The organism is Hyphomicrobium sp. LHD-15, from assembly GCF_031157355.1.
GTDB lineage: Bacteria > Pseudomonadota > Alphaproteobacteria > Rhizobiales > Hyphomicrobiaceae > Hyphomicrobium_C.
This window is the reverse complement of the sequence record NZ_JAVIFT010000001.1, coordinates 66,605-81,287: the sequence shown is the minus strand read 5'-3', so window position 1 is coordinate 81,287 and position 14,683 is coordinate 66,605. Positions and strand designations below refer to the sequence as shown.

Genomic DNA, 14,683 nt, shown 5'->3' with positions numbered 1-14,683 from the left:
ATCAGTGTGGGAACTTTTTCCCGCCCCCTCCGTTGAGCGGACGACTCGGCTTAATATGCCGCTCGTTGGGGGATAGTCGAACAACGACCAGGAACACATGCAAACGAGCATGCGCGCAGCGTCGCGCCTCGAAGGCCTTGCTGGTTACGTCCGGAACGGCCTTCTTCGTCTGATCTTCGGCAAGAGCTGGGCCTGCGCCCGTTACCAGCGCCGTCATGCGCCGCTGGCAGGGCCGCGCCCCGGCGCCCGTCTGGACTAGTCCACTGACGGAGACCGATCGGAAGCGCCGTTATTCGGCGCTATCGGGTCATGATCCGCTGCCCGCTTGTACGAGCGGCGCGAGGGCGTGGATGCGGTTGGTCCGGATACTTTCATCGAGATCCTTGGATAACGCGCCGCCGCGACCTGATCAGCTGAGGCGCGCGGATCTCACCACTTCGCCGTCGCCCAATCGATGGTCGTGAAGTCCGTCACCAGCGCCGCGACGCGGCCGTCGGCATCGAACCCGAACCACGACGCGTAGAACCCGTCGCCCCAACCGCTGTGGAACATGATCGCGTTGGCGTCGCCGAGCGGCAGGTCGAGCAGGAACGAGTAGGGACCGATGACCTTGGCTCCGTTGGTTTCGCCATCGGTCTGCCAGGTCTCCCAGGCGTCTTCGTCGGCTTTGAGGAGTTCGGCCGCAGCCTTGCTTGCCACGGGGTCGAAGAACGAGCCCGTGCCCGCGTCGACGCCGTAGCCGAAGATTTCGTCGGCTTTCAGCGTCGCGATGTCTTGCCCCTCGACCACGGCCATCGCCCAGCGAACCACGCGAGCTTCCGAGAAATCGACGCGCGCGAACGCGACCCGTATGCCGCCGGACGGAAAATCACCGACCGCAAGGCGGACGGGAAACGTGCCGGCAGGCACGGCTTGTGTGAAAGGCTTGGCTTCGGCGAGGGCGATGAAGGGATCGGTCGCGCACACTTGCCCGCTCGGGAGTTTGAGCGCGCCCGCCTCCACAATTCGGAACGGCACGCGCTCGATACGCGTCTCGCCCTGGAACGTATCTCGCGTCTCCAACGAAAACCCGGGAACGAAAGCTTGGTCGAAGACCGCCGAAAAGATCGGCGGATCCCCTGGCGAGGCCGAGGCGCGCGCCGAAGGGAGGAGGCCGAAAAACGCGGCCGCGATCCCCGAGAGCGCGCGCCGGATCGTCATGCGCCCTTCGCCATTGCGGCTTTGAGGTTTGCGTCGATCTTGTCGAGGAAGCCGGTTGTGGTCAGCCACTTCTGATCGGGGCCGACCAGCAGCGCGAGGTCCTTGGTCATGAAGCCGGCTTCGACGGTATCCACGCATACCTTCTCGAGCGTCTTCGAGAAGCGCGCCAGCTCCTCGTTGTTGTCGAGCTTAGCGCGGTGCGCGAGGCCGCGCGTCCACGCGAAGATCGAGGCGATCGAGTTGGTGGAGGTGTCCTTGCCCTTCTGGTGCTCGCGATAGTGGCGCGTCACGGTGCCATGTGCGGCCTCGGCTTCCACCGTCGCGCCGTCCGGCGTCATCAGCACGCTGGTCATGAGGCCGAGCGAGCCGAAGCCCTGCGCAACCGTGTCGGATTGCACGTCGCCGTCGTAGTTCTTGCACGCCCAGACGTAGCCGCCGCTCCACTTGAGCGCGGAAGCCACCATGTCGTCGATCAAGCGGTGCTCGTAGACGATTTTCTTGGCCGCGAACGCGTCCTTGAACTCGGCGTCAAATACCTCCTGGAACAGATCCTTGAAGCGTCCGTCATAGGCCTTGAGGATGGTGTTCTTGGTCGAGAGGTAGACCGGGAAGCCGCGGCCGAGGCCGTAGTTGAACGAGGCGCGCGCGAACTCGCGGATGCTGTCGTCGAGATTGTACATCGCCAGCGCGACGCCGGCGCTCGGCGCCTTGAACACTTCCTTCTCGATGACCTTGCCGTCCTCGCCCTCGAACTTGATCGTGAGCTTGCCCTTGCCGGGGAACTTGAAGTCGGTGGCCTTGTACTGGTCGCCGAACGCGTGACGTCCGATCACGATCGGCTGTGTCCAGCCTGGCACGAGGCGCGGCACGTTCTTGGCGATGATGGGCTCGCGGAAGATGACGCCACCCAGGATGTTGCGGATCGTGCCGTTGGGGCTCTTCCACATCTCCTTGAGATTGAACTCTTTGACGCGCGCTTCGTCGGGCGTGATCGTCGCGCACTTGACGCCGACGCCGTGCTTGTTGATCGCATTGGCGGCGTCGATCGTGATCTGGTCGGCGGTCTTGTCCCGGCTTTCGATGCCGAGGTCGTAGTATTCGAGGTTCACATCCAGATAGGGGTGGATCAGCTTGTCCTTGATGAGCTTCCAGATGATGCGTGTCATCTCATCGCCGTCGAGCTCGACGACAGTGCCGGTCACCTTGATTTTCTGCATGGAAACGCCTTCGGATGGGAGGGATGGATTTGGCCCGACCTTAGCCGCCCGGGTGCGCTGCAACAAGCAGGCACTAAGTCCAGGGTCGGGTGAAACCTTGCCCTTAACTTTGGCGGGACGGGGAGCGTGTCAGGGTGCTATTGCCAAGCCATGCAAGTCACCGCCGCGCCCTTAAATGACATCGAAATCGCCGCCGAAACGGGCGAACGCGTGCCCTGTGTGGCGCGCCTCGGGTTGCCCGTGGCGTCCGTCGTTCATGCCTGCCACGAGAAGACCATCGACGAGGGGCTCGCAGCCCTCGGCGCGCCCGATTTCGACAGGTCAGCACTCCAGACCGTGCTGACCTACTGTGCCGAGCTGCGCTGCGAATCCGATGAATCCACCTGCCCCGGCTGCAAGCGGCGCACGGAAATCCAAGGCTTGAATACCCTCGATGATTTCATCGCCGCGCATCGGGAAATTGTGGTCGGAGACGGCGCCGTACGCCTCTTAGGCCAGGGCACCGAGACGCTGCACACGCCCGCACTCGCCGCATTGGAAAAAACCTGGTCCGGCGAAAACTATTGGTTCTGGGCCCGCAGGGTCATGCGCAAACTGCGCCACGGCATCCGCCGCGCGCACATTTCGGGCGAGCCTGTGGGACTGCCCGGCGAAACCCCGGCCGTGATCCTGGTCGAGCCCCAGCTGGCGGATAACATCGGCATGGTGGCGCGCGCCATGGCCAACTTCGGCCTCGACGATTTGCGGCTCGTCGCCCCGCGCGACGGCTGGCCGAACGAGAAGGCCCGCATTGCGGCTTCTGGCGCTAACTATGTGATCGACGACGCCACCGCCTATCCGACGCTCGAGACCTCGCTTGGAGATCTCAGCTACGTCATTGCCACCACGGCGCGTCAACGGCCGCTGAAAAAGCCGGTGCTGACGCCCGAGGAGGCCGTTGCCGCCCTGCGCGAGCGAATAACCCGCGGCGAGCGCTGCGGAATTCTGTTCGGACGCGAGCGCAACGGACTTGAGACGTCGGAAGTCGCCAACTGCGATGCCCTGGTGATGATTCCGGTCAATTCCCGCTTTGCGTCGTTGAACTTGGCGCAAGCCGTGCTGCTGCTAGGCTACGCCTGGATTCGCGAGAGTGGCACCGGTTCGCTGGGCCGGGTCACCACCTACGAGGCTCCGATTTCCACAGGCCTGAACCTCGGATCCGACCGGCTGGCCGAGAAGAATGAGCTGTTCGGCTTCTTTAGCCACCTCGAATCCGAGCTGGACCGCCACGGATTCTTCAATCCGGTGGAGAAGCGCCCTTCTGTCGTCCAAAATTTGAGGACAATGTTTACGAGGATGGCATTAACGGAGCAGGAAGTGCGCTCCCTTCGTGGTATTGTTGCCACTCTGTCCAAAGGCAAAGGGCACAGTCGTAAGACGTCTTCGTAGGCCGCCATGATCTTGCCAGTTTTTGGGCAGAGCGATGCCCGCAAACACGGCATAAGCAATGTCCGAGGGCGAACCCGGCGTTGCCTCATGGCGAATAACAAAACAGGATCGCAGCAGGGGCAGATGATGCGGACAATGATCATGGCGAAAAGAGCATTTGTCGGAGCCGTTCTGGCGGGCGCGGCGGCGCTGGCTGCAACGACGGCTTCGGCCGGCGAGGGCGACTTGAGCGACAAGTCCGTGCAGATCATCATGGATTACGCCTGGGCCCTCACGCCGCAGCAGTTCAGCAAGAAGGACGGCACCGTCATCGTCGTCGACAAGTCGAAGCGCGACGCGGCAATGGTTCCGCTCGATGTTGCGCGCGAAGTCGTGCGCGTGGCGCGCATCTCGGCTCATGCCCAGGTCTGCAACCTCCCCGAGGAGCAGACCCTGAACCACCGCTCGCTGATGCGTCGCGAGGTCGACAAGAAGAAGTGGACCGATCAGCAGACGCTCTACATCAACCAGCTTCACCTCACGACGGTGATGTTGCTCTCGGGCAAGATCAAGCTGGTCGAGAAGGACGGCGACAAGGATGTCGTCGTCGACGAAAAGCAGCAGCCGCAGCAGACCTGCACCGACGAGCAGCGCCAGAAGGTCAAGGACCTGGTCGCAGCCTACGTGAAGGCCGGACCGGCGCTCGCTTCGAACGAGAAGGGCGCTGCGCCGGAGCCGACGGGATCGGCGGCCCCCCCGCCGGCCCAGAAGAAATAAGGGATCGAGGTCCCGCCTAGGCGGGGCCGCGGTTTTGGTGAACGGGCGTCAGAGTTAACGCCGCCCATTGACGCCGCCCGCGCCCTCGACTATGGAAACGCCACGACGCGGGCCGTTTTGGCCCGCGTTGTATTTTGCGCACCCGCGGCACACCCGGACTATTGGGTCTGCCTGTCGGTCCGCCTCCGGCAAGGGAGCGGGCAGAGGAGGGGGCGCTCCAGGCTCGGGAGCCGATGTTCTGTCGGTTTCCCGAATAAAACTTCGAACAGCAACTCTTGGAGTGCCGTTACCATGACGAAGCGCATTCGCGCCAAGCACAAGATCGACCGTCGCCTAACAGAGAACATCTGGGGCCGCCCGAAGAGCCCGCTCAACAAGCGCCAGAGCCGTCCTGGCCAGCACGGCGAGCGCCGCGTGTCCAAGCTTTCGGACTTCGGCCAGCAGCTCCGCGCCAAGCAGAAGCTCAAGGGCTATTACGCAAATCTTTCCGAGCGCCAGTTCTCGCGCCTCTACGTTGAGGCAAGCCGCCTCAAGGGCTCGACGTCCGAGCATCTGATCGGCCTTCTCGAGCGCCGCCTCGACGCGCTCGTCTATCGCGCCAAGTTCGTGCCGACCGTGTTCGCAGCCCGCCAGTTCGTTTCGCACGGCCACGTTACGGTCAACGGCCGCCGCGTGACGATTCCGAGCTATCGCCTCCGTATCGGCGACGTCGTCGAGGTTAAGGAGAAGTCGCGTCAGCTTCCGCTCGTTCTCGAAGCGATCAAGAGCGCCGAGCGCGACATCCCGGATTACCTCGACGTCGACCAGAACAAGCTGACTGCGAAGCTCTCGCGCATTCCGGCTCTCTCGGATGTGCCGTATCCGGTCACCATGGAACCGAACCTCGTGGTCGAGTTCTACTCGCGCTAATCGCGCGTGCTGGTGTGGGGCCCCGCCCCATGCATTGAAATTCGAAAAGGCCGGCTCCCCACGAGCCGGCCTTTTTCATTTCACGACTCCCGCCCTTCGCAAAAAAATGCGTCCCTCCATAAGCTGATCCGTATCAGCTAGAGTTGCGGCTTGGAGATCTGACGTCGAGGGCTGGAGAGAGAACGATGAGCGCGACCATCGCAGCCTTGTTTCAACGCCTGACGCACGGCGTCTACGTGATCGGTGTGGGCGAAGGTGAGCAACGCAACGCGTTCACGGCCGCCTGGGTGATGCAGGTGTCGTTCGCGCCTTTGCTGCTGGCCCTCAGCATCAACACACGGCATTCGTCCTATCGGTTGCTGAAGGAGCAGCGCGCGTTCAGCGTCAACGTGCTGGGCAAGGATCGGCTGGACCTGGCCGCCCACTTCGGCCAGTCGGCCACAGTCGACAAACTGCGGTCGCAGAGCTGGACGGCGGGCCATACCGGCGTGCCGTTGCTGCGTGACGCCATTGCCTGGTTCGAGTGCACCTTGGAGGATGAGCGTCCGGCCGGCGATCACGCGCTGGTGCTGGGAAAAGTGATCGATGGCAAGTTGCTCGATCCCGGCGCCGAGCCTCTGGCCTATCGCGACACCGGCGCCCTGGACGGTGCCGCTGCGCTGTTTCCCGACAGCTTCGAGACGTCCTAGCTTGCGCGATTTTCGCCGTCGTGTTGATCCGCACGTTCCGTCGCGAGCACGGTGAGGGCGCGCGGTACGATCTCGTAGACGAGCGGAGTCTCGAACTTGCTGATCTCGCCGTCGTTGGCGAGCCGCTTGCGCTTGAGCGGCGAGTGAATAACGAAGCGAGTTCCTGTGAGCTTGTCCATCTGCGGATCGCCGTCCCAACGTCCGAGAAGGGCGCGTAACAGTGCCTTGGCCAGCCCCCAGCCGTTCCGATGCTTCGAGACGTACATCGTGAGCTTCCCGCGATCGAGCTGCGATCGCCGTAGCCATGTTGTGCTCTCGTCGTACCCGTTGTTGGTCACCGCCACGGAAAGCGCGCGCAGCCGAAGCAGCTCGGTGCCGTTGTCGACGACGATGGAGATCTTTTGCCGGCTGGAAAGAATGTCCCGGATCAACCTGAAGTACTTCGGCAAGCGTTCGCTCGCGGGCTTGCCGCGAAGCCGTGCCCGTCCCACCGAATAGCGAAGTGTCGTGCCCATCAGCGAGTTGCAAAGGAAGATGCTGTCATTGATCTTGGCGACATCGATTTTTGTCGGCTGGGCGGTGGCCAGAAAGTGTGCGGCTCGACGGAGGTCGAGTGGGATCTCGAGATCCTTGGCGAGCCGGTTCATGGTTCCGAGCGGCAAGATGCCGAGCGCGATACTTGAGCCCATGAGATAGCGGGCGGCTGTGCGCAGTGTGCCGTCGCCACCGCCGACGATCAGAACGTCGATGTCCTGCTGGGCTGCCTCCGCGATAGCCTCCTCGATCATCTCGGGCGGGAGGCAATCGACCGAGATGCTGTGGCCGTGGTGTGCGAAGGCGTCCGCGATCACAGCGCGCATCTCATCCGCGGAAAGGCCGAGCGCTGTCCCGGCCCGCAGATTGATGATCGCGCGAGCTGTCATGCGGGCCACGTCGCGAGTGGGACCGTCTCCGGAAGGTGTCGGAACGATTGCATCGAAAGCCAAGTTGAGTGCTCCAGCGCAGGGATGGTCACATTGAAAATGCCGTGCACCCCGATTTGGTTGCGCGCTACAACAGGATCAAGACCAGACGCGCCCGTTTGAGGGGAACGATGACAGCGAACTTGAATGAGAAAGACGGCCGAACCCAAAGCCACGCTGGCGGAACTCAGTCTGGCGGTATCAGGGGCTTATCCTCGGCTGCCCGCTGGTTCGAGCTCAAGCCGCTCCTCGCGATCGCGGCGATTGGGCTTGCCGGATTCGGCTTCGCTCAGTTTGCCGACGCCGTGATGGAGGGTGAGACCCGCCGTTTCGACGAATGGGTGCTGCTGGCTTTGCGCGAGCCGGGCAATCTGGCCGACCCGATTGGTCCGCAGTGGTTCGAGGAGATGGTTCGCGACGTCACCGCGCTCGGCAGCACGATCGTGCTGACGCTCTCGGTCGTCATCGTGGCTGCTTACCTGATCATGACTCAAAGGCCGCAGAAGGCGGCATTCCTGGTCGTTGCGGTTGCCGTGGGCTCGTTGATCAACCGGCTGCTCAAGCTTGGCTATGCGCGCCCGCGTCCGGATATCGTCGCGCACGGCCAATACGTCACGACAGAAAGCTTTCCCTCCGGCCATTCCGCGAACGCCACCATCGTCTATCTGATGCTCGGCATGATGCTGGCGCGCGTCGAGCCGAGCTATCCGGTGAAGGTCTTCATCATCTCGGTTTGCGCGCTGATCGCGATCATGGTCGGGCTCAGCCGGATTTATCTCGGGGTGCATTGGCCGACCGACGTGCTGGCCGGCTGGGCTGTGGGGGGAAGCTGGGTGCTGATGTGCTGGTATCTGCTGCTGCGTCTGCAGCCGAGCGGCACGCGCCGCTGACGATGCGGTCACTGTAATTTACATGACGCCCAAGTCATCGCGGGAAGAAACACGGCGCGAGGCAAGCTAAACGCTTAGCCAAAAACATAAGAATCTGGTGAATTACTAGGGTGCCACGGAGGACACCCCATGAGAGCCACGATCATCGCCGCCGTCGTTGTGCTTGCGTTCTCAGTGAATAATGCGTTCGCCGTCAGCCTCGCCGTCAAACTCGCTTGCAAAGACGATTACTTCGCGCACTGCAGCATGCATTCACCCGGAAGCGTCGGGGTGCGCCAGTGCATGAGGAACGTCGGTTCCCGCCTTTCCGCCCGCTGCATCGGCGCGCTTGCCGATGCCGGAGAGATCAAGAAGTCGGTCCAGAAGAAGTACTACGCCGCTCAGCAGAACGCTCAGAAGAAGGTCGCCATGAAGAGCGGCGCCAAGAAGAAGCAGTACGCTCAGCGGCCTGCTGCAAAGCGGAAATATGCAGCGAAAGCCATCGAGCGCCGCAAGGTCGCCCGCAAGGAGACGGCCCGCAAGCAGGTCGCTTCGAAGGAGTTCCAGAAACGGCAAAACGAACGGAAATACTACACCCGTCTCGCCGCCGATCATTAAACGTCTTTCTCGGCACCTGCATGGAATTGCCCGTGCAGGTGCGTTTTTCTCGATTTTAGCGTTGTTTCCGCCCTTCCCGCCCGGTCCATGAAGTGATCTATAGTCGCCAAAACAAGGGACTTAGGGAGCGGCCAGGGGATGCAGGTTCAGACGGCGGAGGGCGTGCCAAGCGCGCCTGAAAGAAAGCCTTTTTACGCCCACCTCTATGTCCAGGTTTTGACTGCCATCGCCGTCGGCGTACTGCTCGGACACTTCTACCCCGAACTCGGCCAGCAGATGAAACCGTTGGGTGACGGCTTCATCAAGCTCATCAAGATGGTCATCGGCCCGATCATCTTCTGCACCGTCGTGCACGGCATCGCGTCGATGTCGAACCTCAAGACGGTCGGCAGCGTCGGCATCAAGGCGCTGATCTATTTCGAGATCGTCACGACCTTCGCGCTGATCATCGGTCTTCTGGTCGCCAACATCCTGCGGCCGGGCGACGGCATGAACATCGATCTCTCGACCATCGATGCATCGGCCGTCGCCGAATACGTCGACAAGGCCCAGCACCAGAGCACGGTCGGCTTCCTGCTCGACATCATCCCCAAAACCGTCGTCAGCGCCTTCGTCGACGGCAACATCCTGCAGGTGCTGCTGTTCGCGATCCTGTTCGCGTTCGCGCTGCAGGCGATGGGGCAGCGCGGCAAGCTGGTGCTCGATCTTATCGATCAGGCCTCGCATGTCTTCTTCGGCATCGTCGGCATCATCATGAAGGCGGCTCCAATCGGTGCCTTCGGTGCCATGGCCTTCACCATCGGAAAGTATGGCGTCGGTACGCTCGCCTCGCTGGCGGCCCTCATGGGCAGCTTCTATCTGACGTGCCTATTGTTCATTTTCTTCGTGCTGGGGCCGATCGCCTGGTTCACCGGTTTCAGCATTTTCAAGTTCATCCGCTACATCAAGGAAGAGCTTCTGATTGTGTTGGGCACCTCGTCCTCGGAGTCGGTTCTGCCCCGCATGATTACGCGCATGAAGCGGCTCGGCTGCGAGGAGAGCGTCGTCGGGCTCGTCATCCCGACCGGCTATTCGTTCAACCTCGACGGCACCTGCATCTATCTGACGATGGCGGCACTGTTCCTCGCCCAGGCCACCAACGTGGATCTGACGTTGGCGCAGCAGCTTGGCATCCTCGGCATTCTGCTGCTGACCTCGAAGGGAGCGGCCGGCGTCACCGGCTCGGGCTTCGTCGTGCTGGCGGCAACGTTGGCCGCAACCCACACCATCGACGTCAACGCCATGGCCATCATCCTCGGCATCGACCGCTTCATGTCGGAAGCGCGCGCGTTGACCAACCTGATCGGCAACGGCGTGGCGACTGTCGTCGTCTCGAAGATGGAGGGCGCTCTCGACGAAGAGCGCATGCACGCCGAGCTCGACGGCCGGCCGTTGCCCGTACCGGCCTAGGTCATGCGGGCTTGTGGCGCCGTCCGGGGTTGGTCGGCAGCGTGACGATGTGCGAGCCGTCGTCGCTCTGCGCCGGGCGCGGCGCAGGGGAGGAGAAGGCGGCCGGCGGCGGCCCGTCCGCTTCGGTCGTGGGAACGGTTACGCGCCGCGCTGCCGGTACGGTGTTCGCCCACCCGTAGGCCAGCATCGTGATGATTGCCGACGCCGCGAAGAAATACACGCCCGGCTGCACCGTCGCTTCGGTATAGCCGGACGAGTTCACGTAGAAGATCATCAGCGCCAGCACCATGACGTCGGTCATCGAATAGCGGCCGAGCCATTCCATCGTCGAGATGGACTTCTTGCGGAACTCCGGCGGGATATCGGGGGAGGTAACGAGCGTCAGCAGGTAGAACAGCTTCAGGAACGGGAAAAAGATCGAGAACAGGAACAGCACGACGGTAAGGAAGTACTCCTCGTTCTCGAACAGCGCCCAGATGATGGTCGCGATCGAGTGCTCGTTGGTCCAGACGTAGACGGTGGTGAAGCGGATCACCGGCAGGATGATGCCGAGCGCGAAAAACACCGTCGCCAGGATGATCAGGAAGCTCAAGACGAAGTTGCGGAATGGCGAGATTTGCCGCGAAAGCACCGTCTGTGTCGTGGGCTCCTGGGGCGTACGCGCCGCAAGTCCTTCGGTGCGCAGCCACGCGTAGGAGAGGATCATCAGCACGACGGCCGCGGTGAAGAAGTAGACGCCGGAAAGGCTCGCGGCGTCGTAGAAGCCCTGCGCCTTGATGAAGAAAATGGTGAGCGCCAGCACCAGCACGTCGTGCATCGACCACTTGCCGAGCCACTCGAGCGCCTTGAGGCGGCTGTGCTGGCGCGTGATCTCGGCCGCCGGAAGCGTCGAGACCAGCAGCAGGTAAAGAAGCTTCAGGATCGGCAGCACGATCGAGAACACCAGCACCGTGCCGCCAAGGAAGGTCTGCCCGTCCGAGATCAGAACCTCGACGGTCGAGAGCAGCGAGTGCTCCGTCGTCCAGAACACGTATTTGGTGAGGCGGATGATCGGCAGCGATATGCCGAGGGCGAGGCACACGGCCGCCCCGATGATGGCGAGGCTCAACAAAAATCGCCGGCCACCCAACCGCATTCGCCCGTCCGCTCCGCTTTGCCCGACAACTCACGCGAGCCTATCAGGAGGGCTCGCGCACGGCAAAAATTTGGCGGGGAGCAGGGGTCCCCGGTGATCAGAGCGGCGGCGCGCAGCGCTTCGCTGCGTCGCGCCTTAGCCGTGATTGGTGTGGGCGATGCCCTTCTGATGGATCAGGTCATGCAACTCGCCGGCCTGGAACATCTCGCGGACGATGTCGCAACCGCCGATGAACTCGCCCTTCACGTAGAGCTGCGGGATCGTCGGCCAGTTGGTGAAGCTCTTGATGCCTTCACGCAGGCCCTGGTCCTCGAGCACGTTGACGTCCTTGTAGGGAACGCCGAGGTGGTTGAGGATCTGTGCAACCTGGGCCGAGAATCCGCACTGCGGGAACTTCGCCGTCCCCTTCATGAAAAGAACGACGTCGTTGCTTTCGATGGTCTTTTTGATCGCCTCGTGGGCGGCCGCTTCGCTCATGGTGCAAACCTTGTTCTGAACACCCGGCCTCGCGCCGGTGAATATCGCTGGGTAGATGTGGCGTGTCGCGGGCGCTTGTCAATGCGGCCCGGAAGCGAGCCTGGATGAGGCCGAAAAAGGCCGTCAATCCGGGGGGGAGGTGGTCGTCAGGGCCAGCGCGTGCAGCACCCCGCCCATGCGCCCGCCGAGCGCGTCGTAGACCATCTGATGCTGCTGCACCCGGGATTTGCCCTTGAACGCCCGGCTTTCCACCTTGGCGGCGTAATGATCGCCGTCGCCGGCAAGATCCTGGATCACGACGGTCGCGTCCGGAAGTTTTGCCTTGATCAGCCGTTCGATCTCGGTCGGGTCCATGGGCATTGGGGGCGTGTTCTCCTGAAACGATCAAGGCCGCCCGGGCAAGGCGGCCTTGATGCAGTCTACAGGGGGAGAAAACGAAGGAAAAGGCTTGTGCGGGCAGTTTTGCGATCAGCGGCCGATGGTGGGGGCGGGCCAGCGGTTGATACTGCCGGTTTCGATCCGGCTGCCCTCCATCTGGCCGGCCGCGAAGATGTGCGGTGCGATACGGCCGAGGGCGGCGAAATTGGATTCTCCCTTCACACGGGCCAGCGAGAGCTCGATTTCGGCATTGCGGGCGGCGGCAAACGCCAGTGCGCGATGCTGGCCGACGAGCGCGTGGCTCACGTCGCTCTCACGGTTGCGGGCTTCGGCGAACATCGCGAGGCGGTTGCGCTCGGTCGCTTCGATCGACGAAGCGATCTCCTGGTTGCGCTGGGCAGCGAAAGCCGCGAGCCGCGTCGTTTCAACCTTGTGCGCCGACATCTCGATTTCGCGATTGCGCGCTTCGGCAAACAGCATGGGGCGAACGCGCTCATGCCGCGCCATGGCCATGCGGATCTCGGCGTTGCGAGCGGCGGCGAACATGGCGGTCTGGACGCGGGCGGCGGGTTTCCGCCAGGCTTCGATCTGGTCGGCACGCGCTGCCGCGTACAAGGCGGGCCGAGCGAGCGCGCTGGCAGCCATCGAACGGGTGATTTCGCGATTGCGCGCGGCGATGAACTCCTTTTCGCGCACGATCGCGACCTTGGCGAGAGATCTGCTGATCTCGGCGTTGCGCCGGGCCGTGAAGAGCGCGGTCAGAATCGAGGACTGAACCTCGCTTCCGAGCGTTGGCATCGAGATACGCGCCTCAGGCGCGGGGCTCGGATAGTGATCCAAAGACAGTGGAACGAGAGCTGCGACGAGCAGCCCGCAGGCGGTTGCGGTACGCATGACTGAAACTCCCAAAAACCTGAGAGCCAGCATGAGCCAATCTACTTAAACTTTTATCTATCCAGGGAAGTTTTCGCGGCGAAACTAGAAAAGAATGAGAAAATTAAAATCAAAAACGAAGTTACTTTTCTATTTCTAATCGTGTCTCTCCTCGAGCGTTTGCGGCATGCGAGGCGAGCAAACCCGCCCCGCGCCCCAAGGCTGGCATCTCCCGGCGCGCCATGCCATGAGTGCGCCGGCAACTAAGGCATTTGGATCAGCGAGATGGTCGATCGGTCGAAATTCTACATCGGGGGCAAGTGGGTTGCGCCGGAGCAGCCGAAAACCTTCCCGGTCGTTAATCCTGCCACGGAGGAAACCCTCTACGAAATCGCGATCGGCAGCGCCGCCGATGTCGACTGCGCGGTTGCCGCTGCACGTGCCGCTTGGCCGGCCTTCGCAGCCACGTCGCGCGAGGACCGCATCGCGCTCCTCGAACGCATCATGGCCCTCTATTCGAAGCGCATGAAGGACATCGGGGCCGCCGTGTCCGACGAGATGGGCGCGCCGCTGACGCTGGCCGAGCGGGCGCACGCCGGCGCCGGCTTGAGCCACCTGATGACGACCCTCGAAGCGCTGAAGGCCTATGCCTTCGAGGAACGGATCGGGCATGCGCAGATAGTTCGCGAGGCCGTGGGCGTCGTCGGCATGATCACGCCATGGAATTGGCCGCTCAATCAGATCGCCTGCAAGGTGGCGCCTGCGCTCGCCGCCGGCTGCACGATGGTGCTGAAGCCGTCGGAGTTCACACCCACTTGCGCGCTCATTCTGGCGGAGGTGTTGGACGAGGCGGGCGTGCCGGCCGGCGTGTTCAACCTCGTGAACGGTCTCGGGCCCGACGTCGGAGCGGCCATGAGCGCTCACACAGGTCTCGACATGATCTCGTTCACCGGCTCGACCCGCGCCGGCATCGACGTGGCGATCCGCGCTGCGCCGAGCGTCAAGCGCGTGACGCAGGAGCTCGGCGGCAAGTCTGCGAACATCATTCTGCCGGACGCCGACTTCGAGAAGGCAGTTGGCGGCGGCGTACGCCACTGTTTCAACAACTCCGGCCAGTCCTGCAACGCGCCGACGCGCATGCTGGTGCCGGCGGATAGAATGAACGAGGCGGCCGAGATCGCGGCCGCCGTGGCAAACAGTCTGCGCGTCGGCGATCCGCGCGCGGCAGGCATCGATCTTGGCCCGGTCGTGAATCGCACGCAGTGGGACAAGATCCAGCGCCTGATCGAAAGCGGCATCGCCGAAGGCGCGACGCTCGCGGCCGGCGGCACCGGACGCCCCGAGGGATTGAAAAAGGGCTTCTACGTGCGCCCGACGGTGTTCGCGGACGTCACGCCCGAGATGACGATCGCGCGTGAGGAGATCTTCGGTCCCGTGCTGTCGATCGTGCCCTACAGGGACGAGGACGACGCCGTACGCATCGCTAACGACACGCCGTATGGATTGGCGGGTTACGTGTCGTCGTCCGATATCGAGCGGGCGCGTCGCGTTGCGCGCCGCATTCGCGCGGGCAACGTCAATCTGAATGGCGTGATGAACGATCGCCGTGCGCCGTTCGGGGGCTTCAAGCAATCCGGCAACGGCCGCGAGTGGGGCCGCTTCGGCCTCGAGGAATACCTCGAGGTCAAGGCCATCGGCGGCTGGGGGGAGTGACCCACCCAAA

The 14,683-nt window shown here is 62.9% G+C and carries 16 protein-coding genes; 9 read left to right on the top strand and 7 right to left on the bottom strand.

Annotation, left to right across the window (positions count from 1 at the left end; genetic code table 11):
- Nucleotides 1-97: 97 nt before the first annotated feature.
- Nucleotides 98-259, top strand: coding sequence for a hypothetical protein (locus RCO24_RS00370; protein WP_308959367.1), 162 nt, complete (start codon nt 98-100; stop codon nt 257-259).
- A gap of 170 nt (nt 260-429) precedes the next feature.
- Here the strand turns inward: RCO24_RS00370 and RCO24_RS00365 are convergent, their stop codons facing one another.
- Together RCO24_RS00365 and RCO24_RS00360 are read right to left on the bottom strand one after the other, a co-directional pair.
- On the bottom strand, nt 430-1,200 hold the full coding sequence (locus RCO24_RS00365) for a DUF4241 domain-containing protein (RefSeq protein ID WP_308959366.1): 771 nt from the start codon (nt 1,198-1,200) through the stop codon (nt 430-432).
- Nucleotides 1,197-2,417 carry an NADP-dependent isocitrate dehydrogenase gene (locus tag RCO24_RS00360; RefSeq protein WP_308959365.1) on the bottom strand — a complete coding sequence of 407 codons (1,221 nt, stop codon included), beginning with the start codon at nt 2,415-2,417 and terminating at the stop codon, nt 1,197-1,199. The genes RCO24_RS00365 and RCO24_RS00360 overlap by 4 nt, the downstream gene beginning before the upstream one ends.
- A 150-nt stretch (nt 2,418-2,567) precedes the next feature.
- Between RCO24_RS00360 and RCO24_RS00355 the strand changes: the two genes are divergently transcribed.
- From RCO24_RS00355 to RCO24_RS00340, 4 genes are all read left to right on the top strand, one after another.
- Entirely contained in the window at nt 2,568-3,845 is a 1,278-nt protein-coding gene (locus RCO24_RS00355; protein ID WP_308959364.1) for an RNA methyltransferase, read from the top strand.
- A gap of 141 nt (nt 3,846-3,986) precedes the next feature.
- Entirely contained in the window at nt 3,987-4,601 is a 615-nt protein-coding gene (locus RCO24_RS00350; protein ID WP_308959363.1) for a hypothetical protein, read from the top strand.
- Nucleotides 4,602-4,892: 291 nt separating this feature from the next.
- A complete protein-coding gene (gene rpsD / locus RCO24_RS00345) occupies nt 4,893-5,510 on the top strand; it encodes a 30S ribosomal protein S4 (protein ID WP_308959362.1) in 618 nt (205 codons plus the stop codon).
- 185 nt (nt 5,511-5,695) lie between these two features.
- Nucleotides 5,696-6,199 carry a flavin reductase family protein gene (locus tag RCO24_RS00340; protein WP_308959361.1) on the top strand — a complete coding sequence of 168 codons (504 nt, stop codon included), beginning with the start codon at nt 5,696-5,698 and terminating at the stop codon, nt 6,197-6,199.
- Here RCO24_RS00340 and RCO24_RS00335 read toward each other — a convergent pair.
- Nucleotides 6,196-7,185, bottom strand: a complete 990-nt coding sequence (locus RCO24_RS00335; RefSeq protein ID WP_308959360.1) for a diacylglycerol kinase family protein — start codon at nt 7,183-7,185, stop codon at nt 6,196-6,198. The genes RCO24_RS00340 and RCO24_RS00335 overlap by 4 nt on opposite strands.
- Before the next feature lie 107 nt (nt 7,186-7,292).
- Between RCO24_RS00335 and RCO24_RS00330 the strand changes: the two genes are divergently transcribed.
- The 3 genes from RCO24_RS00330 (at nt 7,293) to RCO24_RS00320 (ending at nt 10,097) form a co-directional block, all read left to right on the top strand.
- Nucleotides 7,293-8,051 carry a phosphatase PAP2 family protein gene (locus tag RCO24_RS00330; protein ID WP_308959359.1) on the top strand — a complete coding sequence of 253 codons (759 nt, stop codon included), beginning with the start codon at nt 7,293-7,295 and terminating at the stop codon, nt 8,049-8,051.
- A gap of 129 nt (nt 8,052-8,180) precedes the next feature.
- Nucleotides 8,181-8,648 (top strand): hypothetical protein, encoded by a 468-nt coding sequence (locus RCO24_RS00325; RefSeq protein ID WP_308959358.1) that lies wholly within the window; start codon nt 8,181-8,183, stop codon nt 8,646-8,648.
- 138 nt (nt 8,649-8,786) lie between these two features.
- Nucleotides 8,787-10,097, top strand: a complete 1,311-nt coding sequence (locus RCO24_RS00320; protein ID WP_308959357.1) for a dicarboxylate/amino acid:cation symporter — start codon at nt 8,787-8,789, stop codon at nt 10,095-10,097.
- Between the two features lies 1 nt (nt 10,098).
- Here the strand turns inward: RCO24_RS00320 and RCO24_RS00315 are convergent, their stop codons facing one another.
- From RCO24_RS00315 to RCO24_RS00300, 4 genes are all read right to left on the bottom strand, one after another.
- A complete protein-coding gene (locus tag RCO24_RS00315; RefSeq protein ID WP_308959356.1) occupies nt 10,099-11,205 on the bottom strand; it encodes a paraquat-inducible protein A in 1,107 nt (368 codons plus the stop codon).
- A 162-nt stretch (nt 11,206-11,367) separates the two neighbouring features.
- A complete protein-coding gene (gene grxD / locus RCO24_RS00310; RefSeq protein WP_308959355.1) occupies nt 11,368-11,709 on the bottom strand; it encodes a Grx4 family monothiol glutaredoxin in 342 nt (113 codons plus the stop codon).
- A 123-nt stretch (nt 11,710-11,832) separates the two neighbouring features.
- Nucleotides 11,833-12,069 (bottom strand): BolA family transcriptional regulator, encoded by a 237-nt coding sequence (locus RCO24_RS00305; RefSeq protein WP_308959354.1) that lies wholly within the window; start codon nt 12,067-12,069, stop codon nt 11,833-11,835.
- Between the two features lie 108 nt (nt 12,070-12,177).
- Nucleotides 12,178-12,981 (bottom strand): hypothetical protein, encoded by an 804-nt coding sequence (locus RCO24_RS00300; protein ID WP_308959353.1) that lies wholly within the window; start codon nt 12,979-12,981, stop codon nt 12,178-12,180.
- Nucleotides 12,982-13,245: 264 nt separating this feature from the next.
- Between RCO24_RS00300 and RCO24_RS00295 the strand changes: the two genes are divergently transcribed.
- Nucleotides 13,246-14,673: an aldehyde dehydrogenase family protein gene (locus RCO24_RS00295; RefSeq protein WP_308959352.1), complete on the top strand. Its 1,428-nt coding sequence runs from the start codon at nt 13,246-13,248 to the stop codon at nt 14,671-14,673.
- The last annotated feature ends 10 nt before the right edge of the window (nt 14,674-14,683 follow it).

What these genes read in the sequence shown, in the direction of transcription:
- RCO24_RS00370 (WP_308959367.1), top strand. Translation starts at nt 98, where the DNA reads ATGCAAACGAGCATGCGCGCAGCGTCGCGCCTCGAAGGCCTTGCTGGT.
- RCO24_RS00365 (WP_308959366.1), bottom strand. Translation starts at nt 1,200, where the DNA reads ATGACGATCCGGCGCGCGCTCTCGGGGATCGCGGCCGCGTTTTTCGGC.
- RCO24_RS00360 (WP_308959365.1), bottom strand. Translation starts at nt 2,417, where the DNA reads ATGCAGAAAATCAAGGTGACCGGCACTGTCGTCGAGCTCGACGGCGAT.
- RCO24_RS00355 (WP_308959364.1), top strand. Translation starts at nt 2,568, where the DNA reads ATGCAAGTCACCGCCGCGCCCTTAAATGACATCGAAATCGCCGCCGAA.
- RCO24_RS00350 (WP_308959363.1), top strand. Translation starts at nt 3,987, where the DNA reads ATGGCGAAAAGAGCATTTGTCGGAGCCGTTCTGGCGGGCGCGGCGGCG.
- rpsD (WP_308959362.1), top strand. Translation starts at nt 4,893, where the DNA reads ATGACGAAGCGCATTCGCGCCAAGCACAAGATCGACCGTCGCCTAACA.
- RCO24_RS00340 (WP_308959361.1), top strand. Translation starts at nt 5,696, where the DNA reads ATGAGCGCGACCATCGCAGCCTTGTTTCAACGCCTGACGCACGGCGTC.
- RCO24_RS00330 (WP_308959359.1), top strand. Translation starts at nt 7,293, where the DNA reads ATGACAGCGAACTTGAATGAGAAAGACGGCCGAACCCAAAGCCACGCT.
- RCO24_RS00325 (WP_308959358.1), top strand. Translation starts at nt 8,181, where the DNA reads ATGAGAGCCACGATCATCGCCGCCGTCGTTGTGCTTGCGTTCTCAGTG.
- RCO24_RS00320 (WP_308959357.1), top strand. Translation starts at nt 8,787, where the DNA reads ATGCAGGTTCAGACGGCGGAGGGCGTGCCAAGCGCGCCTGAAAGAAAG.
- grxD (WP_308959355.1), bottom strand. Translation starts at nt 11,709, where the DNA reads ATGAGCGAAGCGGCCGCCCACGAGGCGATCAAAAAGACCATCGAAAGC.
- RCO24_RS00305 (WP_308959354.1), bottom strand. Translation starts at nt 12,069, where the DNA reads ATGCCCATGGACCCGACCGAGATCGAACGGCTGATCAAGGCAAAACTT.
- RCO24_RS00300 (WP_308959353.1), bottom strand. Translation starts at nt 12,981, where the DNA reads ATGCGTACCGCAACCGCCTGCGGGCTGCTCGTCGCAGCTCTCGTTCCA.
- RCO24_RS00295 (WP_308959352.1), top strand. Translation starts at nt 13,246, where the DNA reads ATGGTCGATCGGTCGAAATTCTACATCGGGGGCAAGTGGGTTGCGCCG.